This is a genomic window from Terriglobia bacterium, from assembly GCA_020072645.1.
GTDB lineage: Bacteria > Acidobacteriota > Terriglobia > Terriglobales > Acidobacteriaceae > Angelobacter.
Window position 1 is genome coordinate 186,256 of the sequence record JAIQGK010000005.1, and the last position, 24,698, is coordinate 210,953.

Annotated in this window: 24 protein-coding genes; 13 read left to right on the top strand and 11 right to left on the bottom strand. The window is 54.7% G+C overall.

Annotated features, from left to right (window positions below; genetic code table 11):
- Nucleotides 1-116 precede the first annotated feature (116 nt).
- Nucleotides 117-995: a hypothetical protein gene (locus tag LAO76_09365; GenBank protein MBZ5491127.1), complete on the top strand. Its 879-nt coding sequence runs from the start codon at nucleotides 117-119 to the stop codon at nucleotides 993-995.
- 596 nt (nucleotides 996-1,591) lie between these two features.
- On the opposite strand, the gene LAO76_09370 is transcribed toward LAO76_09365, so the two are convergent.
- The 4 genes from LAO76_09370 to LAO76_09385 form a co-directional block, all read right to left on the bottom strand.
- Nucleotides 1,592-2,320 (bottom strand): nucleoside 2-deoxyribosyltransferase, encoded by a 729-nt coding sequence (locus tag LAO76_09370; GenBank protein ID MBZ5491128.1) that lies wholly within the window; start codon nucleotides 2,318-2,320, stop codon nucleotides 1,592-1,594.
- Nucleotides 2,317-4,380 carry a hypothetical protein gene (locus LAO76_09375; GenBank protein ID MBZ5491129.1) on the bottom strand — a complete coding sequence of 688 codons (2,064 nt, stop codon included), beginning with the start codon at nucleotides 4,378-4,380 and terminating at the stop codon, nucleotides 2,317-2,319. The genes LAO76_09370 and LAO76_09375 overlap by 4 nt, the downstream gene beginning before the upstream one ends.
- 267 nt (nucleotides 4,381-4,647) lie before the next feature.
- Nucleotides 4,648-5,355, bottom strand: a complete 708-nt coding sequence (locus tag LAO76_09380; GenBank protein ID MBZ5491130.1) for a class I SAM-dependent methyltransferase — start codon at nucleotides 5,353-5,355, stop codon at nucleotides 4,648-4,650.
- Between the two features lie 808 nt (nucleotides 5,356-6,163).
- Nucleotides 6,164-6,796, bottom strand: a complete 633-nt coding sequence (locus LAO76_09385) for a hypothetical protein (protein MBZ5491131.1) — start codon at nucleotides 6,794-6,796, stop codon at nucleotides 6,164-6,166.
- 75 nt (nucleotides 6,797-6,871) lie between these two features.
- On the opposite strand from LAO76_09385, the gene LAO76_09390 reads away from it, so the two are divergent.
- Together LAO76_09390 and LAO76_09395 are read left to right on the top strand one after the other, a co-directional pair.
- Nucleotides 6,872-8,173, top strand: coding sequence for an MFS transporter (locus LAO76_09390; protein ID MBZ5491132.1), 1,302 nt, complete (start codon nucleotides 6,872-6,874; stop codon nucleotides 8,171-8,173).
- Nucleotides 8,174-8,276: 103 nt separating this feature from the next.
- Nucleotides 8,277-8,546, top strand: a complete 270-nt coding sequence (locus tag LAO76_09395; protein MBZ5491133.1) for an N-acetyltransferase — start codon at nucleotides 8,277-8,279, stop codon at nucleotides 8,544-8,546.
- 151 nt (nucleotides 8,547-8,697) lie between these two features.
- Here the strand turns inward: LAO76_09395 and LAO76_09400 are convergent, their stop codons facing one another.
- The 3 genes from LAO76_09400 to LAO76_09410 all read right to left on the bottom strand — a co-directional run bounded on the left by LAO76_09400 (nucleotide 8,698) and on the right by LAO76_09410 (nucleotide 10,870).
- Nucleotides 8,698-9,588, bottom strand: coding sequence for a universal stress protein (locus LAO76_09400; protein ID MBZ5491134.1), 891 nt, complete (start codon nucleotides 9,586-9,588; stop codon nucleotides 8,698-8,700).
- A gap of 14 nt (nucleotides 9,589-9,602) precedes the next feature.
- Nucleotides 9,603-9,893 carry a hypothetical protein gene (locus tag LAO76_09405; protein MBZ5491135.1) on the bottom strand — a complete coding sequence of 97 codons (291 nt, stop codon included), beginning with the start codon at nucleotides 9,891-9,893 and terminating at the stop codon, nucleotides 9,603-9,605.
- 92 nt (nucleotides 9,894-9,985) lie between these two features.
- Nucleotides 9,986-10,870 carry a universal stress protein gene (locus LAO76_09410; GenBank protein MBZ5491136.1) on the bottom strand — a complete coding sequence of 295 codons (885 nt, stop codon included), beginning with the start codon at nucleotides 10,868-10,870 and terminating at the stop codon, nucleotides 9,986-9,988.
- 309 nt (nucleotides 10,871-11,179) lie between these two features.
- On the opposite strand from LAO76_09410, the gene LAO76_09415 reads away from it, so the two are divergent.
- The 9 genes from LAO76_09415 (at nucleotide 11,180) to LAO76_09455 (ending at nucleotide 19,958) form a co-directional block, all read left to right on the top strand.
- Entirely contained in the window at nucleotides 11,180-11,908 is a 729-nt protein-coding gene (locus LAO76_09415) for a Crp/Fnr family transcriptional regulator (GenBank protein MBZ5491137.1), read from the top strand.
- Between the two features lie 63 nt (nucleotides 11,909-11,971).
- Nucleotides 11,972-12,451, top strand: a complete 480-nt coding sequence (locus LAO76_09420; GenBank protein MBZ5491138.1) for a Crp/Fnr family transcriptional regulator — start codon at nucleotides 11,972-11,974, stop codon at nucleotides 12,449-12,451.
- A 266-nt stretch (nucleotides 12,452-12,717) separates the two neighbouring features.
- Nucleotides 12,718-13,692, top strand: coding sequence for a DmsE family decaheme c-type cytochrome (locus LAO76_09425; protein MBZ5491139.1), 975 nt, complete (start codon nucleotides 12,718-12,720; stop codon nucleotides 13,690-13,692).
- Between the two features lie 17 nt (nucleotides 13,693-13,709).
- Nucleotides 13,710-16,259 (top strand): hypothetical protein, encoded by a 2,550-nt coding sequence (locus tag LAO76_09430; GenBank protein ID MBZ5491140.1) that lies wholly within the window; start codon nucleotides 13,710-13,712, stop codon nucleotides 16,257-16,259.
- A gap of 30 nt (nucleotides 16,260-16,289) precedes the next feature.
- Nucleotides 16,290-16,631: a cytochrome c gene (locus LAO76_09435; GenBank protein MBZ5491141.1), complete on the top strand. Its 342-nt coding sequence runs from the start codon at nucleotides 16,290-16,292 to the stop codon at nucleotides 16,629-16,631.
- 89 nt (nucleotides 16,632-16,720) lie between these two features.
- On the top strand, nucleotides 16,721-17,203 hold the full coding sequence (locus LAO76_09440; GenBank protein MBZ5491142.1) for a Rieske (2Fe-2S) protein: 483 nt from the start codon (nucleotides 16,721-16,723) through the stop codon (nucleotides 17,201-17,203).
- Nucleotide 17,204: 1 nt separating this feature from the next.
- Nucleotides 17,205-18,281: a cytochrome bc complex cytochrome b subunit gene (locus LAO76_09445; GenBank protein MBZ5491143.1), complete on the top strand. Its 1,077-nt coding sequence runs from the start codon at nucleotides 17,205-17,207 to the stop codon at nucleotides 18,279-18,281.
- Nucleotides 18,262-19,551, top strand: coding sequence for a cytochrome c3 family protein (locus LAO76_09450; protein ID MBZ5491144.1), 1,290 nt, complete (start codon nucleotides 18,262-18,264; stop codon nucleotides 19,549-19,551). Before LAO76_09445 ends, LAO76_09450 begins: the two co-directional genes overlap by 20 nt.
- 98 nt (nucleotides 19,552-19,649) lie before the next feature.
- Complete coding sequence (locus LAO76_09455; protein ID MBZ5491145.1) at nucleotides 19,650-19,958, top strand: cytochrome c; 309 nt, start codon at nucleotides 19,650-19,652, stop codon at nucleotides 19,956-19,958.
- 82 nt (nucleotides 19,959-20,040) lie between these two features.
- Here LAO76_09455 and LAO76_09460 read toward each other — a convergent pair whose 3' ends face one another.
- Entirely contained in the window at nucleotides 20,041-20,370 is a 330-nt protein-coding gene (locus LAO76_09460; protein ID MBZ5491146.1) for a response regulator, read from the bottom strand.
- Nucleotides 20,371-20,443: 73 nt separating this feature from the next.
- The gene (locus LAO76_09465) at nucleotides 20,444-21,160 is read right to left on the bottom strand and encodes a Crp/Fnr family transcriptional regulator (protein ID MBZ5491147.1); all 717 of its coding nucleotides are present in this window, start codon (nucleotides 21,158-21,160) and stop codon (nucleotides 20,444-20,446) included.
- A 219-nt stretch (nucleotides 21,161-21,379) separates the two neighbouring features.
- Between LAO76_09465 and LAO76_09470 the strand changes: the two genes are divergently transcribed.
- A complete protein-coding gene (locus LAO76_09470; GenBank protein MBZ5491148.1) occupies nucleotides 21,380-22,765 on the top strand; it encodes a sigma-54 dependent transcriptional regulator in 1,386 nt (461 codons plus the stop codon).
- 25 nt (nucleotides 22,766-22,790) lie between these two features.
- Here the strand turns inward: LAO76_09470 and LAO76_09475 are convergent, their stop codons facing one another.
- Complete coding sequence (locus LAO76_09475; GenBank protein ID MBZ5491149.1) at nucleotides 22,791-23,162, bottom strand: response regulator; 372 nt, start codon at nucleotides 23,160-23,162, stop codon at nucleotides 22,791-22,793.
- 19 nt (nucleotides 23,163-23,181) lie between these two features.
- Nucleotides 23,182-24,393, bottom strand: coding sequence for a PAS domain-containing sensor histidine kinase (locus tag LAO76_09480; GenBank protein ID MBZ5491150.1), 1,212 nt, complete (start codon nucleotides 24,391-24,393; stop codon nucleotides 23,182-23,184).
- Nucleotides 24,394-24,698 lie beyond the last annotated feature (305 nt).

Sequence of the window (24,698 nt, forward strand, 5' to 3'; positions counted from 1 at the left end):
TTTATCTCCGCCAGAGAAGTACTTTAAAGCTTGGATTTCACCATGAGAGTGAAATGGGCTGAAATCCCATCGCGCGGAGTGGGACTTGCAGCCCGGGATTCCAAAAGGGGGCCTCTGTGAAAGCTCGCATATTCTTTTTCATCTCTATCATTTTCTTGCTTGGGCTTGCGGCCGTCTCACAAACAACCACTACTCCATCTCCAAGCTTTGCTATTACCAGCTTCGCCATGCAGGGGCCAGACCTGCACCTTGCTGACAATGCCGCGTTGCCCGGCGGCAAGGAGTTTGCGCAGCCACTGGACATAACGCAAGAAAGCTCATCGCGCAGGGACCAGCCGTTCGTTCTTAGCCGGGATGCGAACGGGGAGCCGTGCATACCGCAGCAATCTTCCTGGTTCTCCATCAGGCTAAAGATCACCACAGCGCCGGCGGGACGGAAAAATTGCCCACTTGATGCCGGTGGCAAGTTCCGGTTGTTTGCCAAGGTTGCTGCCAGTCCTTATACATTGGCCACAGCCGGAGCGCTCGCAGGCTGGTCGCAATGGCAGAACCACGATCCTGAATGGGGCCAGGGAGCCGATGCCTATGGCCAGCGTTTTGCCGCGTCCTACGCTGACAATGTGGCCAAAGCCTTCTTTAACAAATTCGCCTATCCGGTAATCTTCCGGCAGGACCCGCGCTATTTCCGTAAAGGTCAAAACGCCACCACCGGCCAGCGTCTCGGCCACGCCGTCGGCAATACGTTCGTGGGCAACACCGATTCAGGCCACCACATGCCGAATTTGTCGCTGTGGGCTGGGACCGCCAGCACCGTGGCCCTGGAGAACCTCTATCATCCCGGAAACGACCGGGGATTCAACCCCGCTGCCAAACGGTTTGGCGAGAGCATCGGTGTATCCATGGGATTCGACGTGCTGAGGGAATTCTGGCCGGACATCTCGCGCAAGCTGCACCTGCAAAAGAACCCGGCTCCGGTCGGGATAAGCGAGAAATAGTAAGCCACGCGAGGGGATTGGGGTTTCTGATCACGCGCGATGACCAGGCCCCCAATCTCCTTTGTGTTCCTTCGTGCCCTTTATGGTAAAGCTCTGGGTTTCTCGATTTCGGCGATAACCCACCCTCTCTCTTTATTCCCAACCTCTCCTCTGTGTAGATCAGTGGTCAGAGTTTCCTGTTTTCCAATGCCGGCGATGACCGGGATCCTCCCAGAAAGCCCGGTCTTGGCTTTCAGGGGTGGGATGACGTGCGATGTCGGCGACCCCAGGCGCATCCCCCGGAAACATGTGATTTTCCGACCACTCCCTCTCCCACTGTCACCCTGAGCGAAGCGCCTTAGTAATTCATCCTGCGCATTGATCTTGAGCGCGAAGTCGAAGTTGAGCCGCATTGCGGGCGTCTGAGCCCGCAGGCGAAATCCCGAGCGTAGCCGAGGGAGCTCCGAAGGGCCCCGAGATTGTGTCCTCTGCTACGGCGACTCAGGGAGTTCTACCGACAATGCGTCCGTTCTGGCGCTTCAAGATCAAAGCTTCTTCGTGCAGCCCCGCCGCGCGGACGCCCTAGCGGGCCTCCGTATCGCGTGGGTTCGGTTGGCCTACGGACTCTTAAGCTGTTTACATAAAACTTCAGCATAGCGCCTCAAATCGCGCTGCAAAGTGTGGGGAGACCCTGGGTGGTAATGGATATGCTTTAGGCCTCCGATATCGAACGGAATTTTCGCGGTGTCCTGAGTGAGAAGTAGGACTTTCTTTCCGAGGGCGTGCGCATATCCAATTTCATAAAATACATTTGGATTGCTCCCAGTCGTATCTGCAACAAGAAATGCCGCTTTTGATATTTGCAAGAAAATGACTTCGATGATGCTTCCAACCGTTGCAATGTCCTTCGCATGCTCAGCAGCACATCCGAGATCTTGAAGACAAGGCCGTATAACACTCTCAAACGTCGCCAAGAATTCCTCTTTAAATGGCAACAACACAAAAACGTAGGGTGGGGTTAGCTCCTCCTGTTGAGGGAGTAAATGCTTTGCCACCAGATAACGGAGGCGATCTAGCTCGGGCCCCACATTCTGGTAAAAGCTCCGGGTGCCTTCAATGCGATGCAGCAAGTCGCGCACATACTCCAGCGGCTGCGATGTGCTTGCCAAGCTCTTCAGTGCATGAAAAACCCGGAATTCATCCGGGCGCTGTGTATTTGAAAGGCGTAAGTCGTAGCCGCGGAGCACAGCTGTACGTTGCTCATATGAGAGTCCATACGCGATAATCTTCGCAAGCGCAGAAAGCATGTCTTCCAGTGCGCTAGCTTCTATGTTGGATTGCGTCATAAATTCAGTTCCAGATTAGAGATAACAGCAAGCTTCGCAGGCAGAGTCGCTTTTCCCAGTAAATAACCCAGCTCTTCTGCCTTTTGATCTGCTTTTGTTAGCCATTCTTTATATTCTCTAAAATGCGAAAGAATTTCATCAGCATGATTGACATATTCCTCCAATTCACCTTCATATTCATCGAGGCTGCTAGATATCGCCGTTTTAGAAGAAAGGATGCGCCGAAGTTTGTCCGGGTCTTGGACGAGTACCCAGTTCAAGGATGGTAAAGAGACATCGATGAATAGGTCTAACCGCGAAAGAGCATCCGCCAAAACTGATTTGCGGTCTGCGTCCGCAGCAACACAGCCAAACTTTGAAAATTCTTTCAAAATCTGTACTACGATGGCACGGCTGTCTACCATTTTGATTGAGTTGGATTCGATCTCAATTGTTATCGAATGTAGGAAACCTCGCTGCTCATAATCGACAGTGATGTCCGCACTATAAGAATGGCCACTTTCCGGCTCTATAAGGCGTTTAATTGTTTGTTCCGAATTGTCCATGCCTGGAGCCCCACAATAAAGATTGAAATCCCATGTGCGAATTCGTCTACTGCCATTTGTTTCAGATCGTTTAAGGCTGCGTTTCTGTTGAAGTTTGAACAAACTGTCCCTGGGAACGGTCCAATTGAGAGGTATCACTAGGCGATAATAGCGACTCTTAAGCCTGATGTACCATTCGATCAAAACCCACGTGATAGCCACAAAAATAAGCGCTACCCCTGACCGCAAAGGGGCACTCAAGTGCATAACGTCGGCAATTGTGATGCCGGTATTGATGGAGAGCAGGATGCTGAGAATCTTTAACGCATTGGCCCGGTTCTTCGCGGCTCTATCCAACTCAAGTGAGGCTTCCCCTGTATCCAGCTTGCGAATCGATAACTGGATATCCTCCGCGCTTAAGGTACCCTGCAGAACTTGCGATGCTTCATTGGAAAGGACTTTGAGTTCTTCTTCATCTTCTTCATACAACTTCTCCAGCCGGTCCAAGTCTTCTGCCAACCGAGATACTAGTTCAATCGGCATGAAACCGGGATTGTCTTGCAGAGAGAGCATTCTTGTAGTAGTGAATGAATTAATGATGCTTTTATTTGAAGCTAATTCCATGGCCTGTTCACACTGCTTGGACTTGCGCGTGTCTTTAAGATGATTAATCACCTTTTGAACCACAGGAAGTTTAACGTTTGCATACGTCAGATACTTTTTCATCTCTGTCAGAAATGAAAAGTGTTCCTCAGTGTTGCGTTGGAGAGTAATCGCAAGCTGTCGGCGCAATGGCACTACATGATCGCGCGTATTTTTCAAAATCGCTATGGCTCGTGCGCCACAATCAACGAGATTGAGAATGCCGCTGAGTTTGTAAAATACTCCATCAAAACGCTGGTTCTCTTCCTCGCTATACTCGCTGGCAAAAAAAAGAATAGCGTTGTGGCTTTCGCTGATGGCAACAGCGTCATCAAGTGTTGGATCAATCCTGAGCCGCAGCTCGGGTGCGCTGAATCCCGCTTCCATATCTGCGCGGTGATCTTTTGTCAGACGTATGATCACCACATTGTGCTTGGTCAGAAAATTCCTAGCCGGCGCATCAATGGAGGGTTTGAAGCCAGGCGTGTAGTAAAACTGGGAAAATGATATAACGCCTTCATGCAAAACTGCCAATTTGTTCCGAATAGCCGCAGGCGCAATGTCAAAAATGAATTCTGCTAGGAATTCGCGGAGCTCTGGAATGATCAACGATAGCGATGAAGACAAAGAAAGTTCATGAATTGGTGGTATTTCAGTGACGTGCTGGCAGAATCCTTCGCCATCGATCTTTCCATGAAACCGTACCGTGCAAATCGGCTTGCCATCTCGTTTGATTGTATGCTCGGCTTTGTATTGTACAAAGCCAGCCCCAGGCTCGATGTCCGAAATTGGGCTACTGGTCTCTAGTTCATGCAAATGGCGGAGGGCGTCCGGCAGCATGTTGTCTGCCAGAGGCAGCCAATGATAGATAGATATTTTTATATTCTTGCTCACAAGAACTTTGGTTATTAAAGGGGGTGAATCAGGCTATATTAGTACCTCCAATGCTTAAATAAAAGGCCAATTTCGTTTGTGGTGAGTTTGATCCAGCGCCTAGGCCTCGGCGGGCGTTATGCGGGTTTTGCCGTTCGAGAGCGTTCTAGAGGTCCAGATTTATATTGCTACCCAAGGGCTTAAACTGACGGCGGCGAATGGCAAAAGGAACTCGCCGAGTCAGAGCAAAACACTCTTACTGTGCAAGCCAAAGGGCGAACTTCCCCCTCACTTCCTCCCCGCCCTCTTCTGTGCAATCACGAGCCCCCTTGGCGTGGGCAGGAACACCACCGAAATCAAACCTTCATCTTCCATCCGCTTGGCGGCTTCGCGCACGGTCTTGAGATGCGAACTGGCATCGTGCATCAGGATCAGCCCGTTGGGATTGATCTGCGGCAGAAAGTGCCGGACCTCAGGCTCGCGCAGTTCAGGCAGTGAGTCGCAAAAAAGCACGTCGATCGTCCCGGCCACGCGCGTCTCTAAACTTGATTCGCAGCGGTAGTCGATAAACTTCTTGAGTCCTGAGGCCTCAATCTTTTCTTTGGCCTTGGCAAAGACTTCTTTATCCGGCTCGCAGGTAATGATCTTGCCAGAGCCGTTCTGCTTGAGCCCTTCAGCCATATAGATGGTGCTCACGGCAAGAAACGTCCCGGTCTCCACCACCAGGTTGGGCTTTACGGTGGTCATCAGGCATTTCAGAAAGTCCAGGACTTCAACTTCGGCGGTCATGGTGTCAAACATCCTCCAGCGCTCAGGGTTCGGGCATTCAGGCGTGGCGCGATGGTATTCCGGTTTGGTTTCCTGGTTGCCATGCTGGACCACGTGGTCCAGAACTTTGTGTACGGGATCTACTTTGCGAAATCGACGCCTCGCAACGATCAGCAGAATAATTCCGGCAACGATGGTCAGCAGCGCGGCCAGTTGCGCGTTGCTCATGCCCCAGAGAATGCGGGGATTGATGCGGATGAACTCAACCAGAAAGCGCTCAATGCCAAACAGGATGAGAAATTCGCCGACGATCACGCCGGGCGCAAGCGGATGCTGGATGGCCCGCGCCCCGCGCCGCCATATATACCAATAGATGAGCACGCAGGCGATGAATTCATAGATCGGCGTGGGATGGACTGCGCAGTTTTGCGGCCAGCCGTAAAGCGCGCATGCGCCGCTGGGGCCAGTGGTGGGAACCAATCCATCCGGAAACGCCATGCCCCAGGGAAGACGCGTCGGCATACCGTAGTCGCCGTCGCCGGAGATAAGGCACCCGATGCGGCCCACGGCATAACCCACGGCTGCCGCCGAGCTGGAAATATCCAGCATGGTAAGCATGTTCACGCCATTGCGCCGGGCGATGATCAGCAGCGCGGCAATACCTGCGACGAAGCCCCCAAACCAGGCAAAGCCGCCGCGGAACCAGCTCAGCAGCGCGCCAAAACTTTTGAATGTGTCGGCGTTCAGGCGGTCGGCAGGTGTATCCACGATGTGCCAGATCTTTGCGCCCAGAATTCCCGCGAACGCCACCACCGCGACGATGGTGTAAGGATCAAGCTGGATTTTGCGCCGCTTGATCTCGCCTTCAAGAGCGTAATAAGCGGCGGCAAACGCCACAACCATCAGCAGGCCAAAGGTCGGAATTTCCAGCGGCCCAATGTGTATATAAGGAAGCAGTTGAAGTCCCTTCGAAGGGTGAAAGTATGAAGAGCCAGTATAAATGGAGGCTGTGGGTCTTGAGCGGAGGGCCGCAGAACTATCTCGGCGTCGGCCTTGGCACCGCGCCGCGCACCGCAGCCGTCGCGCGGACGACCAGCCGCGCAGGCACAATCAGCAGCCGCGGCAGCGAGCCATCTTTTTCGCGGAAGCGCCGCCGGAGGTCGGCCATGGATTTTATGCTGAGGCGTTCCGCAAGCAGCGCGTGTGCAGGAATGTCTTTGAACTCAAACAGCGTTGCCGGACGAAACGTCTGGTGCTTGGCCATCAGCAGGTCGCGTTCACTGCGCAGGTCTGGCCGCAGCGTGGGATCAAGAATAAAACACCAGAAAATGTCCCAGTCGCGCGGCTTGCCGTCAACGGTGTATTTGTTGATGACCAGGTTGTGATCGTATTCCGCTTTTCCCGTCCAACGATATTGCACGCCCGGCGCAACAAAATAAAGGTTCAGGCGTTTATCGACAGGCTTGTCTTCCGCCACGCGCTCGCCCAGGTTCCACGGGCCAACGCTGGCCAGCCGATGTTTGCCCGCCGCTTCAGGTGTGAAAATAAGGTCATCGCCATCGTGATAAACGGAAAACGGCTTCACCACTTCACGCATGGAAGCGCCGGCAACAAAAGCGGCGGCGGAAATCGCGATGATGGAGACCACACGTAAGTGGCGGCCCGGCATTGCCAAAATTATTGCAGGCCGCAGGCGGCAGGGCAAGGCGTTTACGCGCTTTGCGGGATGCTAAAGTGAGTAGACGTGCGTAACATTCTCCAGCATCGCGGAATGCGGCTGATTTTTGCCGCGAATTTGATCTCCATGGTCGGCAGCGGCATGAACTCCGCGGGCGTGACCTGGTTTGTGCTGCAAAAAACACACTCGGAAATGGCGCTGGGAACTCTGCTCATGCTGCAAACTATCCCGGCGCTCATGATGCTGCCATTCACCGGCGTGGTGATTGACCGTGAAGATCGCCGTCGTCTGCTGATGGTTCTGGACGCCGCTCGCGGCCTTGTAATTCTGTGCGTGGCAATCATGGCGTATCGCGGCGTGGCCACGCTTTGGGAAGTCTATTTAATGTCCGTGATTGTGGCGGCGGGCTTCTGGATGTTCTGGCCCACCATCACCGCGCTTGTTCAGGAGCTCACGCCGGACTCGCACTTTGTGCACTCCAACAGTTTTTTGCTGGCGGGCGTTCAAGGCGGATGGCTGGTCGCCGGCGCGGTCGTTGGATTCGTTTACAACAAGATTGGTCTGCACGGCGTGCTGTTTATCGACTTCGCCAGTTACGTGCTGTCATTCACCTGCTATCTGTTTGTGCGCAAGGGTAAGCACACGGTCGCCATGGCTGAAGAAACCATAGTGCATGACAGCGCCGTGGCAAAGTTTGTTCATGAATTGAAAGAAGGCATCGCTTATATCAAGTTGCGTCCACGATTGTTACTGCTGGGCATTGCCTGGGCGTTGTTCATCGGCGGAATGCTGACGCAGGGCGTGATCACCGCGCCTTTTAGCGATCGCATCCTAAAATCGGGCGCAGTCGGCTATGGCTGGCTCAACGCCGGCTGGGCCATTGGCGCGTTCATGAGCGCGATTTACACTCCCGCGCTCATACGCGGCACCGGACATCGCCGTGCCGTGGGAATTTCCATGGCGCTGCTGGGGCTTTGCTTGATCTCATTGCCGTTCCTCGGGTCGCACATCCAGGGTGCGCTCGTTGTTTCTGCTTCACTCACAGTGGGCGTTGCATTGGTTGTGTGCGCGGCGGTTTATTGCCTTATGGGGTGTTGTCGCGCGCTGGGCGGCGTAGCCATTACCAGCACCATGATGGAACTGGTCCCAAAACATTTCATGGGACGCGTGCAGAATACTTTTTACTTTCTGGGAACGCTGATGCAACTTGTATTCTCATTTACCGTGGGCACTGTGGCGCACACTCGCGGGTTGGCGCAAGGGTTCGCGATTGTCGGCGGAATCTATCTGCTGGCATGTCTCACGGGATCGTGGCCGGTAAGGGATGTTGTTACGGAACCAGGCGGACAGTTGGAACAAGGCACGTGATCGCACGCTGGAAGCCAAAAAGATCCAGGGCGTATCTAAAGAACAACCTATTGCCGCGAAGCGGCGTTGGCGTAGAATCGGCTTCAATGGAGTAGTAAGTCTTATGGATAGCAATCCCGTTACGCACAATGAAGCGAAAGGCCAGTTTGAGATCGCGCTGGGAAATGAGAGAGCCCTGCTGCAATACCGCCGCACAGACCACAGCATCACGCTGATCCATACAGAGGTTCCGCAAGCTTCACGGGGACGCGGGCTGGGAAATCAACTGATTCGCGCTGCGCTGGACTACGCCCACTTCAATCAGCTCAAGGTCGTTCCAGTGTGCCCATTCGTGAAAGCGTATTTAAAAAAGCATCCTGAAGCAGCAAACTAAGTCGATCCCAGCACGTCCGTGTAAAAAAAATATGTTTCTTCCGCACGAAAGCAGCGCCCGTAAGCGCTGCTTTTCTGTTAGTCCTGACATCGTGCTCCAGGGAACCGTCGTGCCAGGATCTCTGGCTAGTTCTGCTTCGTCGTACGACAACTTAATCGTTCAAAACGTCACGCACTGTGAGCACCGGGCAAGGCGCTCCGGCAACCAGGTTATAGGTAACGCTCGAGTGGAATCCGCCGTTGAATTTCTTTCCCGAAGGCAGCCCCAGAACGATCATGTCAGGCCGTTCCGTCTCCGCATAGCCCAGCAGTTCTTTTACCGTATCGCCAATTTCAACCACCATTTCAGGCTTGCACCACTTCTTTGCTTCAGCCGGCACCAGTTTTTCCAGCTTCTTATAGGAATCCGCAACCAATTCTGTGCGGTCGCGCTGGAACGCGTCGTTCAGTGAAACCACGTGCATAACGGTCACTAGTGCGCGGCTTTCCTGCGCAATGGAGAGCGCATATTGCGTCGCGAATTCCGCGTGCGCGCCCAGGTCCGTGGGGAAAAGAATGTTCTCCGCCTTGAAATCATGCGTAGGCCGTACAGTAACGTGCGGGCCTACAGTAAGCACCGGGCAGGTGGCATTGCGGAAGATGGCTTCAGCAACGGAGCCCATCAAAAGATGCTTCAGTCCCTGGCGACCGTGCGTGCCCATCACGATAAGATCAATCCCGTGCTCGGCAATCCATTTGGGGACTGCCTCTGCTACTGGTCCGCGCGCGAAGAGCGGCGTGCCGTTGAAATTGTTTTCCTTGGCCAGCGCGCTCAGGCGGCGACGGCTGTTTTCTTCCACTTCATCCACAATGTTCGGCGCGGCTGTTTCGGTAAGGATGATTGGATCACAGGCATGCGCGGGATAGACCTGCGCCCCAAAATGATTTGCAAATCCCAGCGCATACGCCATGGCGCCCTGTGAGGATTCAGTGAAATCGGTGAGAAATAAAATATTCTTGAATGAAATTTTGTTGACGACTGGCAGAGCATGCATAGTTGACATAAAAAAACTCCTTTTTAAAGTTGCAGTGTTTGCTGGTCCGGAGCACTGGGCTCATTCGCTTTCGCGACCGTCAGGTTCCCCTTGAGTGTTCTCCTGCTGCACGCCGGCAACCCTGTTGCCATGCGCATCGACCGGAATGAAGTTACCGGCAGGATCGCCTGCGGGATCCCGGAACCCCGCAGGTGCAGCGAAATGTGGCATTCGCCGCGGAAGGGCCTTCCGGCCTCTTCCGTAGCGAAGAAAGCCAGCGCGCTTTCCAACGTCTGTAGAAGCAGGCCGTTTCGCGCTGGTTTCCATTCCGTCATTCCGCCTCTCATCTCAAATCTTCCTTTATAGTTTGCAATCGTGGGCCACATCGCGGCTGTGATGCAGATCACCCTAGCCGGATTGCGCAGCTTTAGCGCGCCCACGCCTCAGGCACGGAAAGCACGGGGCAAGGCGCCGCGCAAATGACTTTATGCGTCACGCCAGGGCTGCCTCTCAGACTGAAGTTTTCACTGTGCCCGCGGCCCATCACGATCAAGTCAGCCTGCTCATTCTGTGCGTGGTTTACGATCCGTTCAGCCGTAGGGCCTGCATCCACGGCGAACTCCGGCTTGCACCAGCTGCGCGCTTGTATTGGCAGCAATCGTTCCGCCTCATTCAGGACGAAACTCAAAACCCGCAAACGATCTGGATAATCGCGTGATTCCTCAGGGAGCACATGAAGAAGCATCAGGCGGGCGCATTTTTCCCGGGCCAGTGAAAGAGCGAATCCCAGAACATGCTGTGATTGCTCGCCCAGATCTGTGGCAAACACGATCTTTTCCAGGTTCAGGCTAAAGAGGCGCGGTACTTCAACGTTCGGGCCTACCGTGAGCACAGGGCAAGGCGCATTGTGCAGGACCATTTCAGAGGTCGAGCCGAGCAGAAGCCGCTGCACGCCGCGACGGCCATGCGTGCCGGCCACCACAAGGTCAATCCCAAGCTGTGAAATCCAGTGTGCTATGGCAGCCTCAAAATCGCAGCGGCTAAGCAGTGGCTGGAAATTAATGCCGTTATATTGGGCAAGGCGAGAGAGCTGCCGGCGTTTTTGCTCTTCTAATTCTTGTACGGCGGCTTCGCCTGCAACGGCCGTTTCAGTCAACACGGTATCCAATACATGCGCGGGATAAAGGCGCGCCTTGAAATGCCGCGCGAAGGCTAGAGAGTAGGCCAGGGCTCCCGTGGAGGCCTGACCAAAATCGGTAAGAAAGAGGATGTTCTTAAAGGAAATGGCAGTGCCCGGTCGTACAAGTGGCATAAAAACCTCTGAAGAAATTTGGAATGAGATCCCGGGACCCAAATGATGGTTTACAACTTTCCAGTTTGCTTTAAGGCGAAGGACGAAAACTGTGACCGCGGTCACTAAATCACACGCTGTCTGTGATTTGCGTGCCCTCATTTTGGTGTCCCTGCTCAGGAGAGCTGAATGCCTGTGCTTTGGCTTTGACCGGGAGCTTTTCAGTACCCCCGGGCAGAATCGGGAGCACATCTGGAATGTGACGACCGTCACATATCTGCGTGATGTCCTCCGTTTAATCTCAAAGTTGTTCATTTTCTCCGTCAGGAGTTGGGGATGGCATATCACTTCCAGATCATTGAAGACTGTTTAAAATGTGCGTTTCGCGAGCAGAACCTTTTTTGTGATCTTTCGCGGGAAGCGCTGGTTCGCCTGCAACAAATCAAAGCGACCTCCGTTTATCCCAAGGGGGCATTGTTGTGTCTGGAAGGCCAGTCGCCCAGAGGAATTTTTGTTCTGTGCACCGGGCGCGCCAAACTCTCCACTACTTCCAGTGAAGGAAAGAGCATGATTCTTCGCGTGGCTGAACCGGGTGAAGTCCTTGGTCTTACGGCGGCAGTTGCAAATTCTCCCTATGAAGCCACTGTGGAAACACTGGAGCCCAGCCAGGCCAACTTTATTGCCCAGGCGGATTTCGTGCGCTTTCTGCAAGAGTTTCCGGATGTTGGCATGAAGGTGGCCAGGCAGCTCACTCACAACTGCAAATGCGCCTATGACGAAATTCGTTCCCTGGGACTTTCGAATTCAGTTCCTGAAAAACTCGCCAAGCTGATTCTGCGCTGGGCGGAGCATCCTCTGGAGTTGTCTACAAAAAAACCCAATGAAATCGCGTTGCGGGTAACACTCACGCAGGAAGAGATTGCCCAATTCATCGGCACCTCACGAGAGACGGTTTCGCGGGTGCTCACCAGTTTTCGCAAAAAGGGCTTTATCAGGGTGAAGGGCGCTACATGGACGATCACCAATCGACGCGCTCTGGAAAATCTGGTAACCACCTGATCATCACAAGCTGAGGTGACTGTCATCACAGTGCCTCATATCAAATGGGTCTATAAGCAATCTATGAACAGCACACCACAAAGCGCCGCCGCCAATGAGCTGTATGAAATGCTTTCGCAGGAAGTGCGGGCGGAATTGGTCAAAGCCGAACAGTCGATGACCGTACCGAAAGGCACAACGCTTATTCAGCAGGGTGTGCCGCCGGAAAATCTAGTCATCATCAACTCGGGCAAGGTCGCAGTCAGCCTGAATTGCATGCGCGGGGCCGCCTCGGTGGATTACTCGGAACCTGGGAAGGTGTTTGGAATGCGCGCCCTGGTTTCTGGCGAGCTGCCGGAAATCAACGTTACCTGTGTCGAAACCTGTTCCATCACGGTTGTTCCCCGCGATGCTTTTCTGTCCTTACTGCAAGACAAGCCGGAGATTTATTTCGGTGTTGCCAAGGTCCTCAGCAGTGATTTGAAAATTGCGGACCGGATTTTGCGTAGCAATTCTCGCCGTTTCTTTTGCGGCCCTCGCTCTCGTACCGTAAAGCCGGATTAAGGTCGCCGGTGGATCGAGAAGCCACAAGTCCCCACGCCATATTTTCTTTCTCTTTGAACACTCATGAAAGCAGTCTCTGGATTCCAACTCGCCTGCGGCCCTGGGCAGCAACTCTGGAAATTACAAAATCTGAGTCCCGTTTTGGCACTCCCGCGGTGATTCGTAAAGTTTCTTTACACGTGTGATCCATATCACAGAGCTAACATAGGACTTTGCTTATAGTCGGTTGTTTCATTGCGAAAAATGGAGAAAAGCGAGGGTCGCTCATGTCAGGAAAAGGACTCAGGCTGTTTATTCTATTGGTCTTTCTTGTAGGACTGGTTGGTCTCACCAACGCCAGCCCGAAGAAAGACAAAGGAACTGATACCGATAAGCAGGGCAGCCAGACAAAGGCTAAAGACTTAGCCGAGAGCCATAAGGGCGTCGATCCCTCGCAATATGTGGGGGCTGAAACCTGCAAGACCTGCCACGAGCAGCAGGCCAAAGGTTATGATCAGGGCCCGCATTGGAAGACCGAGCTGAACAAGCATAAAGGCGTGGAGTTCCAGGGTTGCGAGGCCTGCCACGGTCCCGGCAAGGAGCACGCTGAATCGGCCGATCCCGCCAAGATCATCCGTTTTGCTTCGCTCTCGCGTGAAGAGTCTTCCAAGCGTTGCCTTACCTGCCATGAGTTTGGTGAAGAGCACGCGAACTTCCTGCGTTCGCAGCACCTGAAAAATAACGTGGGTTGCGTGGATTGCCACTCCGTTCACTCTCCCAAGGTGAATCGCCAGCTTTTGAAAATGGCGCAGCCGAATCTTTGCTACAGCTGCCACCTTGAAGTTAAGCCGGATTTCTCTAAGCCATTCCACCATCGCGTGAATGAAGGCCTGATTGCCTGCAGCGACTGCCACAACCAGCATGGCGGCTTTATGAAGCACCAGTTGCGTTCCACCGCCGCGCAAGACCAGGTCTGCTTCAACTGCCATACGGATAAGGCTGGTCCCTTTGCCTGGGAACATGCCCCCATCAAGACTGAAGGCTGCGTCGCCTGCCATACCCCCCACGGTTCGTCGAATCCGCGGCTGTTAAAGCGCAGCAATGTAAACCTGCTCTGCCTGGAGTGCCACACGCTCACGGTGGATGCGCCGGCTCCTGCGGCTCCATCGTTCCATAACCAGGCCCAGAAATATCAGGCCTGCACGATGTGTCACACGGCCATTCACGGCTCCAACTCAGACAGGGTGTTCTTCAAACCGTAAAACATAAAGGTGATGAGATGAATAGAAAATTGCATATTCCGGGTATGTGGCCATCGCGCCTTCTGTTGGTCGGAATGGGACTGTTTGGCCTTACACTTTTCGCGCAGACGCCAAGTGATCAGCCGGCGGCGACGCCGGCAATGCAGGCGGACAAAGACAAGAAGCCTGCGGCAACGGCAACGGCCAAGAAAGAAGATGAGGAGCATCGCCAGCCTGATCTTGGCGTGGCCGTGGATTCCGCCCGCAAATCCGATGTGCTGGCCACCTCAGTCACAACAGAGCACAATGAGGGTGAAAACGCCGGTCCGTGGGTCATCAAACAGTCTGCGGAATTTGGCGGACGCCTGACTGACTTTACCGGCAATCAGGGTACATGGGACACTTTCGTGAATCTGGGCACCGGTCCCCGGCTGCTGGAATATACCCTTGACCTGCATTCACCTGATCACAAGGGATTTCTCTTCGACGATCTTCTATTCAGCAACTTCGGCTATGGCGGCGATCCTAACAACCTGAGCCGGGTGCGCGCGCAGAAGGGAAAAACCTACAGTTTCAACGCAAGCTTCAGGCGCGATCAGAATATCTTCGATTATGACCTGTTCGCCAATCCGCTGAATCCGACTGCTCCGGGCAGCTCAGTCCCAATTGTCCCAATCGTGAACTCGCCGCATGAATTTCTCGTAACTCGCAGGATGAGCGATGCCAATCTCACGCTCTTCCCGGTCGGCAACATCAGGGTAAAACTGGGCTGGTCAAGAGTGGTGAATGAAGGCAACACTTTCAGCAGCGACCATCAGGGCACAGAAGCATTGCTATTTTCACCGACCTTGAATACTACCGATAATTATAATTTTGGAGTTTCTCTCCGCTTTATACCCAGGACCAGCATTAATTACGATCAGTTCTATACTTATTTTAAAGGCGACACGACCGCCAACCTGGCCGACCCAAGCCTGCAAAATCTGTTTGGCATTCCTAGTTTCACGCTGGCAGGCGGCATCCCAGTTAACTTAGGCATCCCTTACAACACAGGCGCGGGGCAACCATGCACCCCGACCGTGCTCGGCACCGGTTTTGCCAATCCAGCCTGCAACGGATACTTCAGCTACAGCCGTTTTGGACGCCTGCGCAATTCATTCCCTACCGAACAGTTCAGCTTCCAAAGTGAGTACTTCCACCATGTGGACCTCTCCGGAAGGTTGAACTATTCAGACGCCGAGGCCGATGATCCTTCAACGGCGGAATTATTTAATGGCCTTACCAGCCGCAATCGCGTGCGGGCTTTTTCTCTAACCGGCGGCGCCCTGGCAAAGCGTATTTCTCTGGCAGCAGATTTGGGTGCGACCATCCACGTAACCGACAAGTTCCGTATCGTGGACTCATTCCGGTATGACGGGTTCAGTATTCCGGGCAACTGGAGCCTGGTCACTTCTAACCTTATCGGCGCCACGCTTTTATCCAATCCTAATGTGTTCACGCCGGCCACCTGCCCACCGCCGTTTACCGCGGCAACGTGTCCGCAGCACAATTCCAGCTCCGCGGCTGACTTGATTGTGGACAGCCGCAATGATTTTCTGGGCCAGAAGCGGACATCCAATACCTTCCTTCTGGAATATGACTTCACCAAGCGCATTACCGCGCATGTTGGCTACCGCTTTGAGCGCAGGGAAATCACGCAAAGAGTGGACAACGTTCAGATCCAGACTTTCTATCCTGGACCCACAGCGGCCCTGGCCAACCGTGGCGCTTGCGCTCCGGCCATTGCCCATCCGCTGAATCCTGATGGCACATGCACCGTGGCTGTTCCCGCCGCGGACGTGGGAGAAGACTTCACCCAGATCAATGGAAGCACCGGGCTTGTCGGTTTTGCCGCCCGCACAGAGAAGTTCCGCTTGAGCAGTGATGTAGAGTTCTTCTCGGGAGACAATGTGTTCTTCCGTATCACGCCACGCCACTCGCAGGACTACCGCGTCCGCGCCGGTTACAAGGCGGCGGACTGGATCAATCTGGGAGCGGCGATTCGCATCCTTGAAGCGCGCAATACCAGCGCCGATATCGGCTTGCTTCAGCACAACCGCAGCTATGGGTTCAGCGCCGCGCTTGCCAAACCTGAAGCCATGTGGGGTGTGGACCTTTCCTATGACTACAACGACATTTTCTCGCAGACGAACATCTGCTTTGTCGCCACGCCGAACCTGAATCCTCCGGGCACAATCAGTTGCGGAACGCCATTTCTTTCCGGCTTGTCGGTCTATACCAACACCTCGAATTATGGCTCTGCGTCACTGATCATGCGGCCCACCAAGCGCATCACCGCCGGAGCGGGCTATGCCGTTACCACAACAAACGGCAATACCCTGATCCTGAACCCGATCGCGCCTACGGGGCCTTTGGCTTATAACTACCATCTGCCCACGGCCTCCATAGCATTCGTGGTTTCAGAGAAGGTGACGTTCAAGTCGGGATGGAACTATTACGACTATAATGAGAAGTCCAACCCGGGCCCAACGTTCCCACGGGATTTCCGCGGAAACATGTTCTCGCTGTCACTGCGTTATACCATGTAATAGCAAGCCACGCTTTGGAGGGAAGAGAGAATGAAATTAAAACTCAGCGCCATCGCCATCATTATGCTCGGTCTGCTCCTGGGCTCCGTACGTCAGTCCGCTGCCCAAGATGCTACTCAGACCCTATACAAGATGAAATGCCAAATCTGCCACGGGCCTGACGCCACGGGCAGCGTCGCCGGCAAGAAACTTGCAGTCAAGGATTTCACAAGCCCTGAGGTCCAGAAACAAACGGATGCCGAGCTTCTGGAAGTCGCCAAAAAAGGCAAAAACAAGATGCCGGCCTATGGCGGCAAACTCACGGACAATCAGCTCACGGAACTGATCAAGTACATGCGTGATCTGGCGAAGGCAGGGCCCAAGGGCAAGTAGCGTCCGCTGGTCGAAGGAAAGCAACGATTTTTTGTGAACATCTTTGTAGAAGTTGGGCCCGCATTTCAAGTTCATTCCAGTGAGGCCGCATGGTTCCCTCTGATCCCGGCATTCCCCAATCTCCGCATGGTCCAGCGCCTGTACGGCGTAGGCGGTTCATAGAAGCGCTTCTGGGCAGTGGTTTTTTCCTGAGCGCGGCAGCCTTTTTTTATCCCGTGCTGCGGTTTCTTGTTCCTCCCAAGGAATCTGACATGGGCAGCGGTTCCGTAATTGCCGCAAAGATAGGCGATCTGAAGCCGAACAGCGGCAAGATATTTCGCTTCGGCAGCCGCCCGGGATTGCTGGTACGTACCACCAGTGGCGAGTACAAGGCAATGTCAGCCACATGTACGCACCTGGCGTGTACGGTGCAATATCGTGACGATACCCGCGAAGTCTGGTGCGCCTGCCACAACGGTAAATATGACGTGAATGGGCGCAACGTTTCCGGACCGCCGCCGCGTCCGCTTGAGGCCTTTGAAGTGCAAGTCCGGGGCGACGAGATATTTGTCCGGCGCCGCCAGGAATCCTGACATGGGTCTCTTCCGCAAACTGCACGACTGGCTTGACGATCGCTTTGGCTGGAACGAACTGCTTGCTCCCTTGCGCAAGAAAACCGTTCCTGTCCATCGCTTGTCGCATTGGTATTTTCTCGGCGGCATTACGCTCTTTCTTTTTGTCATTCAGGTGCTCACTGGGATCCTGCTGCTGCTCTATTACCGGCCTGGGGCCAATGAAGCGTTTGAGAGCGTTCAGCACATCATGACGCAGGTAAAATTCGGCTGGCTGATCCGTTCCATCCATTCCTGGTCCGCCAACCTGATGGTGTTCACCGCGTTTGCGCACATGTTCAGCGTGGCGTTTCTCAAAGCCTACCGCAAACCACGCGAACTCACCTGGATCAGCGGCATGATTCTGCTGTTCCTGGTGCTGGGTTTCGGATTCAGCGGCTATCTGCTGCCATGGAACACGCTGGCGTTCTTCGCTACCAAAGTAGGAACGGAAATCACCGGGCAAGTGCCGATCATCGGACGCCCGCTGATGATCTTTCTTCGCGGCGGAGAAGAAGTCACCGGGGCCACGCTCACGCGATTTTTCGGATTTCACGTTGCCGTGCTGCCCGGGTTGGCGACGATGTTGATCGGCCTGCACATTCTTCTGGTGCAGCGATTCGGCATCAGCGTGCCTCCCAAGCTGGAAGCGGAATGGCTGGCCAAACCTGCCGCATTGCGTGAGATGAAGTTTTTTCCGAACTTTGCATTGCGCGAATTGATGGCGTGGTATGTGGCGCTGGGAGTGCTCGGCGCTCTGGCGGCAATCTTTCCCTGGGACCTGGGCGTCAAGGCGGACCCATTTGTTTCCGCTCCCGCGGGCATCAAGCCCGAGTGGTATTTCCTGTTCATGTTCCAAACGCTCAAGGTGATTCCCTCAAAAGTATTTTTCATGGATGGCGAAGTCCTGGGGGTGCTGGCATTTGGAGTGGCGGGAGCGGTTTGGCTGCTGCTGCCTTTTATTGACACTGCCCGCGCCCGTAGATGGGTCAATGCTTTGGCAGTTGTAGCTCTGGCGTACATCATAGGAATGACCATTTATGGCCACTTTGCAAAGTAAATCCGCGGCTTCACACACCTCTCGATGGTTTCTGGCCATGGCCGCGGGCTTACTGCTGGCCGGCTCCGCGCACGGGCAGACAAAAAACTCATGTCTGGAGTGCCACTCCGTCTTGACGGACAACCTGGGCGTGACCGAAGAAAAATTCAGCCAGGATATCCACGGGCAAAAAGGACTCACCTGCGCCAGTTGCCACGGCGGCGACCCCAACAGTGACGATCCTGAAGTTGCCATGGGCAAGAAGGCCGGCTTCAAGGGCAAGGTCACTCGGGCACAGATTCCGCAATTGTGCGGAAGCTGCCATTCCGATCCCGCAGTCATGCGCAAGTACAATCCAGGCCTTCGCACGGACCAGCTCAGCCAGTATCACACCAGTGTTCACGGAAAACGGCTGGCCACCGGTGACACGAAAGTCGCGGTCTGCGTGGACTGCCATTCCGTGCACGATATCCGGCCACCGAACGATCCGCGGTCCACCGTGTATCCGCTGAACGTCCCTGCTACGTGCTCTCGCTGTCACTCTGACGCAGAGCGCATGAAGGAATATAAAATTCCGACCAACCAGTTCGCGGAATATAAAAAAAGCGTCCACCATGAAGCACTGACGGTTCGCGGAGACTTAAGCGCGCCCACGTGCGTCACATGCCACGGAAATCATGGCGCCACGCCTCCGGGAGCGTCGTCAGTGGCGGCGGTTTGTTCCACGTGCCACGTGTTCCAGGCGCAACTATTCGACTCAAGCCCGCACAAGGCGGCATTCGCTTCTGCCGGATTGCCTGGCTGCGTCACCTGCCATAGCAATCACGGCATTCAGCATCCTACTGATGCGCTGATTGGCACCGACGACAAGTCAGTCTGCGGACAGTGCCATACTGAAGGCGATCCCGGTTTTGTTGCCGCAAACAGCATCAGGGACCATCTGGCCCAGCTCGCGGCAGCCATCGACAGGTCCGATCAAATTCTAAGTAAGGCGGAACGCTCCGGCATGGAGGTCAGCGCGGCAAAGCTCGATCTGGTACAAACCCGCGATACGCTCACTAAGGCGCGAGTCACGATCCATAGCGTCAACGTCGCGCGCGTGCAGCAGGATATTCAACCGGGGCTGGTGGCTGCCGAAAAAAATTATGAAGCGGGCAAAGAGGCCTTGAAGGAACGAAATTATCGCCGCTATGGCCTGGGGCTTTCATTGATTGCCATTGCGATTGTGATCACCGGGCTCAAGATGTATCTGAAGCAGATTGAGAGCGGCCAGGATTCTCAGACCACCTGACATTGCGGTGGAGATTCTAATATTCTGGTAAAGTTCAGTGCGACTGCTTTAGCAATTCCGGGTTAGTACTTAGTGAGATATTCAATATGGAGGGAAGTATGAAAGCAATGATCTGCACCATGGCGTTGGGCATGCTGCTGGCAGCGGCCATTCCAGCCGCCGCCGACGATGCCGCTGCGCTCTACAAATCAAAGTGCCAGGTTTGCCATGGCGCTGACGGCAAGGGGACAGCCGCCGGCCAAAAGATGGGCGCCAAAGACTTCCAGTCGCCCGAAGTGGCCAAGCAATCTGATGCCGAACTGGTCAAGACTACCAAGGAAGGCAAAGGCAAGATGCCGAAATATGACGGTAAGCTTACGGATGATCAGATCAAAGGCTTGATCAAATATATTCGCAGCCTGAAGTAGCGGAAAGTTTTTGTGCGCAGCCTGGGGCATTGAAATGCTCCGGGCTTTTTTGCGCTCAACTGTAGAAAAAAGGCGGTGCAGGTTATTTGTGCAGGAGCACTCGAATCAGTTTGCGCAACGCAATTGGCCCTTGCCCTTTGGATAAATAGGAATCGATGACAGGGACTGCTTCATCGGGCCGCTCCAGGCTGCTATATAGGATCACCGGTATGTCTGGCGATACTCGCTTGATCTCCTGCGCCAGGGCAATGCCGCTCATGCCGGGCATCACATTATCGAGCACAACTGCGTCAACGAGATGCGTACGGAGCAAATGGAGCGCGGCTGCGGCGCTGCCTGCGGTGAATACCTGGTAGCCATCTGCTTCCAGCACGGTCTGGCAAATCAGCAGTATTTCGTTCGAATCATCCACACACAAGATGCTTCGAAGCCCAGGTCCCGTGTTGGTTCCAGATGTCGTAGATATGGCGCACACGTTCATGTCCTTAGACCGCGAGTAGTTCGAGTGCCTGAGGTTGAAGGATCGTTACTGAGGCCCCTTTGATGCGGATCAATTTGTCCTGTTGGAACTGGTGCAGCACGCGGCTGACTGTTTCGCGAGATGTGTTGGTCATGCTGGCAATTTCTTCCTGTGTCAGGGCCACGATAAAGCGGCGATCATTGCTGGCTGTCGCGCGCGGCGCGTCAAGCCATTCGAGAAGAAGTGAGGCAAGTCTTCCGGCGACCGTGTTCGGCAGTGCGAGCCGGCAAACATTGTTCAGGGCCACGCGGTATTCCCGCAACAGGCAGCTGGTGGCCTCAGCGGAAGCTTCAGGGAACTGCTGCAGGAGCTGGAGAAAGTCGCTGACGCGGATGGCTTTTACCCGGCACAACTCCACGGCTTCTGCCGTTGTCTCATGGGCCGATCCGCTCATGGCGGCGCTGATGCCCAGAATCTCACCAGGCCCGGCAACGCGCAGAATGGCGGTGCGTCCTTCGCGGGAACTTACCGAGAGCTTGACCCGGCCAGAGAGTATCACGAAGACACAGCGAGGCGTTTCACCTTCTACAAAAAGAGTTTCACCGCGTGAGCGGCTCACTTCCGGTGCGATGGCCTCAAAACGCGCCAGGGCCTCATTTTTAAGGTGAGCAAACGGCAGATTGTTGTGAAACATCGATGGGGGCATGTTCGTGGAAACAGTATTCATAGCCATGGTTGCCATTTCTTTCCTCCTACAGAATGCCGGGTTAGCGTCTTCACCGGCACACCCTTGGAAAAGCACTTCCGAAGCCATTCGACGCTACTGAAAAGACAGGACTTACGCGGGCTGCTAAAATCGCTGCTGAGTGGCAAAACGCAGAGCTGCGCCATTTAACGCAGCCCATTGCGTGCCCGATGGGCAAATCATCTGGCCGCAGACGCAAGTTCCCGGAAAGAAAACATGGCAGAAGGTCGAAATCCGATCGAACTGGTCATCATTGATGACAACCTGCGCAGCCTGGAATATATCTCCACGGCCCTGGCGTCAGACAATGTGAAGATCCTTACCGCGTCTGATCCGGAAGAGGGGCTTGATCTGGTTTACACGCATCGTCCCCAGGTGGTAATGACGGACCTGGTGATGCCGCACATGAGCGGCCTTGAAGTCCTGGAGCGGATTACCGAATTTGATCCTGCGATTGACGTGATTCTGATGACCGCGCACTACACCACTGAGACCGCGGTGGAAGCCATCCGCAAGGGCGCGGCGGAGTACCTGAACAAACCTATTTCCCTGGCGACGTTGCGCGAACGCGTGGGCCGGATCATTGATGCCGCATTGTTGCGGCAACAGGCAAGGCACGCTGAAGACAAGGTGCTGGAGACGGCGCAGTTTGAAGGGATTGTGGGACGCAGTCCGGAAATGTGGGAGATGTTTTCCCGCATCCGGCGCATTGCGCCGCACTACCGCGCGGCCTTGATCACGGGCCAGACCGGGACAGGAAAAGAACTGGTGGCGCAGGCATTGCACCGGCTCAGCCAGGTGAAAGGCCGGTTCGTGGTGCTGAATTGTTCCGCCGTGGTGGAAACGCTGTTTGAAAGCGAACTGTTTGGCCATGTTAAGGGCGCGTTTACCGGCGCCGACCGCGATAAGATGGGGCTGTTTGAACACGCCAACGGCGGTACGCTCTTCCTCGACGAAATTGGCGACATGCCGCTATCAACCCAGGCAAAGCTGCTGCGCGTGCTGCAAAATCAGGAAGTGTTGCGCGTGGGTTCACTAACGCCGCAAAAAGTCGACGTGCGAGTGGTGGCGGCCACCAACAAAGACCTGCGCCACCAGATTACGGAGCGCCAATTCCGTGAAGACCTGTTTTTCCGGCTTTCAATGGTGGAGATTCAAACACCGCCGCTGGCGCAGCGCATGGGCGACCTGCCGATTCTGGCCCGGCACTTTGTAAAAAAATTCGCCCAGCAATACAACAAGCAGATCAACGGTCTCACGCAACGGGCGCAAATTGTGCTGGGCCGTTATAACTGGCCAGGCAATGTCCGCGAGCTGGAAAACGTGATTGGGCATGGCGCAATGATGACCATGACGGACATGATTGACGTGGCCGATCTTCCTCCTCTCGCGCAGCATGCCATGGGCGCTGCTGCCGCTGTACCGTCCGCGCATTCTGGCGGCGTAGCCGAGTCTGCAAACGCCTCCCTTGAAGAGCATGAAAAAAAGCTGGTGATGGACGCGCTAAATCAGGCGGCAGGGAACCAGTCAAAAGCGGCACGGCAACTGCGCATTGGCCGCGACGCATTGCGTTACAAGATGAAAAAATTTGGTTTGCTGTGAAGCAGTCGCGCTCGGTCTGAACCCGTTACTCCTTTGTCTGGAGCAAGCGCTGGACTTCTTCCCGCAGGTGGACGAGCGGCACCGGCTTGGCCAGGTAGCCGGTGAATCCCGCAGCCAGCGCTCTTTCGCGATCACCCTGCATTGCGCTCGCCGTGAGCGCGATAATCGGCAGCGCGGCATGGCGCGCATCCTTTCTTAGCTCGCTAAGAACCTCATATCCGGTGCGCCGAGGCATTTGCAGGTCCAGCAGGATGAGATCGGGTTGTTCCGCCAACGCTTTTTGCAGGGCTTCTTCACCGTCCGCCGCTTCCATTACTTCATAGCCCTGGCGTTCCAGGACGGTACGCAGGAGTTCACGGCTTGTCGCTTTGTCGTCGGCAATCAGGATTTTCTTCATTAATAATTAAGAAACTATTTTACGCGGCCTGCTCCTGAATGAGCGGAAGCACCAGGCGAAAGCTGCTGCCTTTTCCCGGCTGGCTGGCCACACTGATGGCGCCGCCATGGACCTCCACCAGATGTTTGGTAATCGGCAGGCCCAGGCCCGTGCCTTCGCGGACACCTCCCGTGGTGTCGCCCACCTGATAAAACTTTTCGAAGATGGAAGGCTGTTCTCTTTCTGGAATACCGATTCCCGTGTCACACACGGAAATGTGCAGAGCATCGCCCTGGCGCGCAGCTTCTATCCACACGCGGCCGGTCTCAGGCGTAAATTTCACCGCGTTGTTGAGCAGGTTATAAAGGATCTCCTTTAGCCGGACGCGGTCAGCATATAGCGAATCATGAAAAGCGTTCTTGTTCTCAAGTTGAATGTTCTTGGTTGCGGCCTGATGGCGGATACCGGCCATCACCTCTTCAATACATGCATTAAAGTCAAATGATTCGCGTTTTAATTCCAGGCGTCCGGATTCAATCTTGCTGATGTCCAGGACCTCATTGATCAGCTCCAGCAAGTGCCGCGCGTCCTGCAGGATGTGGCCGACGAAGCGCTGCTGCTTTTCCGTAAGCGGGCCTTCCAGTTGCTCTCCCAGCAGCTCAGAGAAGCCGATAATCGTATGCAGAGGCGTGCGCAGTTCATGGCTCATGCTGGCCAGAAATTCGGTCTTCAGGCTGTTCGCGCGCTCCACTTCCTGGTTGCGCGCTTCCAGTTGCTCATTCTTCATCGTCAGTTCGGACGTATACTGCTCGCGCAAAATGCGAATACGGTTCTCAACGGCCTTTCTTTCTGAGATGTCGCGCACGGAAGCAATCACGTGCAGCGATCCTTCAATCCAATTCGGGCTGAGGCTGATCTCCACGGGAAACAGTGAGCCGTCTTTTCTCTGCCCCTGCAATTCCAGGCCGGTGCCCATGGGCCGCGTGTTAGGGTGCGCCGCATACGATGAGCGATGTTTCGCGTGCCCGCTGCGCATGGCCGCGGGAACCAGGTTTTCCACGTTCAGGCCCAGAAATTCCGCACGAGTATAGCCAAACATCCGCTCGGCAGCCTCATTGAGAATGGTAATCCGTCCTTGCTCGTCCACTTCCAGAATAGCGTCCGGCACGGCGTGCAGGAGCTTGCGATAGCGGCTCTCAAGGCTGCTCTCCTGCCGTGCTGCACCCGAGGCATTGGGGTCTTGGTATGTCATATCGCGTCAGACTCATCCGTATTTTGGTTCGGCAATTCTACTACCTGGAATATGTCGTGTGCAGAACATAAGCACAACCTGAGAACAAGTTTAATAACAAGTGAGCATTTCGTCCCAGATCAAGAACTGTAAAGCGTGGCACGAATCGCGCAGTTTGATTTTTGACGCATGCTTTTGTTCGCGCCTGCGCTACGCTGCGGCGCATTGACCGTGGGGTGCTTGCGCTCGGGCAGTTCATGCCAACGTCCGCGAGTTCCGGTTGAATCGATTGTGTTTTCGCAGGATAAAGAATGGTCGGCCCTACC

Excerpts from the sequence above, each read along its gene's own strand:
- LAO76_09370 (MBZ5491128.1), bottom strand. The coding sequence starts at position 2,320 with ATGACGCAATCCAACATAGAAGCTAGCGCACTGGAAGACATGCTTTCT.
- LAO76_09380 (MBZ5491130.1), bottom strand. The coding sequence starts at position 5,355 with ATGAGCAACGCGCAACTGGCCGCGCTGCTGACCATCGTTGCCGGAATT.
- LAO76_09385 (MBZ5491131.1), bottom strand. The coding sequence starts at position 6,796 with ATGCCGGGCCGCCACTTACGTGTGGTCTCCATCATCGCGATTTCCGCC.
- LAO76_09395 (MBZ5491133.1), top strand. The coding sequence starts at position 8,277 with ATGGATAGCAATCCCGTTACGCACAATGAAGCGAAAGGCCAGTTTGAG.
- LAO76_09400 (MBZ5491134.1), bottom strand. The coding sequence starts at position 9,588 with ATGTCAACTATGCATGCTCTGCCAGTCGTCAACAAAATTTCATTCAAG.
- LAO76_09405 (MBZ5491135.1), bottom strand. The coding sequence starts at position 9,893 with ATGACGGAATGGAAACCAGCGCGAAACGGCCTGCTTCTACAGACGTTG.
- LAO76_09410 (MBZ5491136.1), bottom strand. The coding sequence starts at position 10,870 with ATGCCACTTGTACGACCGGGCACTGCCATTTCCTTTAAGAACATCCTC.
- LAO76_09420 (MBZ5491138.1), top strand. The coding sequence starts at position 11,972 with ATGAACAGCACACCACAAAGCGCCGCCGCCAATGAGCTGTATGAAATG.
- LAO76_09425 (MBZ5491139.1), top strand. The coding sequence starts at position 12,718 with ATGTCAGGAAAAGGACTCAGGCTGTTTATTCTATTGGTCTTTCTTGTA.
- LAO76_09430 (MBZ5491140.1), top strand. The coding sequence starts at position 13,710 with ATGAATAGAAAATTGCATATTCCGGGTATGTGGCCATCGCGCCTTCTG.
- LAO76_09435 (MBZ5491141.1), top strand. The coding sequence starts at position 16,290 with ATGAAATTAAAACTCAGCGCCATCGCCATCATTATGCTCGGTCTGCTC.
- LAO76_09440 (MBZ5491142.1), top strand. The coding sequence starts at position 16,721 with ATGGTTCCCTCTGATCCCGGCATTCCCCAATCTCCGCATGGTCCAGCG.
- LAO76_09445 (MBZ5491143.1), top strand. The coding sequence starts at position 17,205 with ATGGGTCTCTTCCGCAAACTGCACGACTGGCTTGACGATCGCTTTGGC.
- LAO76_09450 (MBZ5491144.1), top strand. The coding sequence starts at position 18,262 with ATGGCCACTTTGCAAAGTAAATCCGCGGCTTCACACACCTCTCGATGG.
- LAO76_09455 (MBZ5491145.1), top strand. The coding sequence starts at position 19,650 with ATGAAAGCAATGATCTGCACCATGGCGTTGGGCATGCTGCTGGCAGCG.
- LAO76_09465 (MBZ5491147.1), bottom strand. The coding sequence starts at position 21,160 with ATGGCAACCATGGCTATGAATACTGTTTCCACGAACATGCCCCCATCG.
- LAO76_09470 (MBZ5491148.1), top strand. The coding sequence starts at position 21,380 with ATGGCAGAAGGTCGAAATCCGATCGAACTGGTCATCATTGATGACAAC.
- LAO76_09475 (MBZ5491149.1), bottom strand. The coding sequence starts at position 23,162 with ATGAAGAAAATCCTGATTGCCGACGACAAAGCGACAAGCCGTGAACTC.
- LAO76_09480 (MBZ5491150.1), bottom strand. The coding sequence starts at position 24,393 with ATGACATACCAAGACCCCAATGCCTCGGGTGCAGCACGGCAGGAGAGC.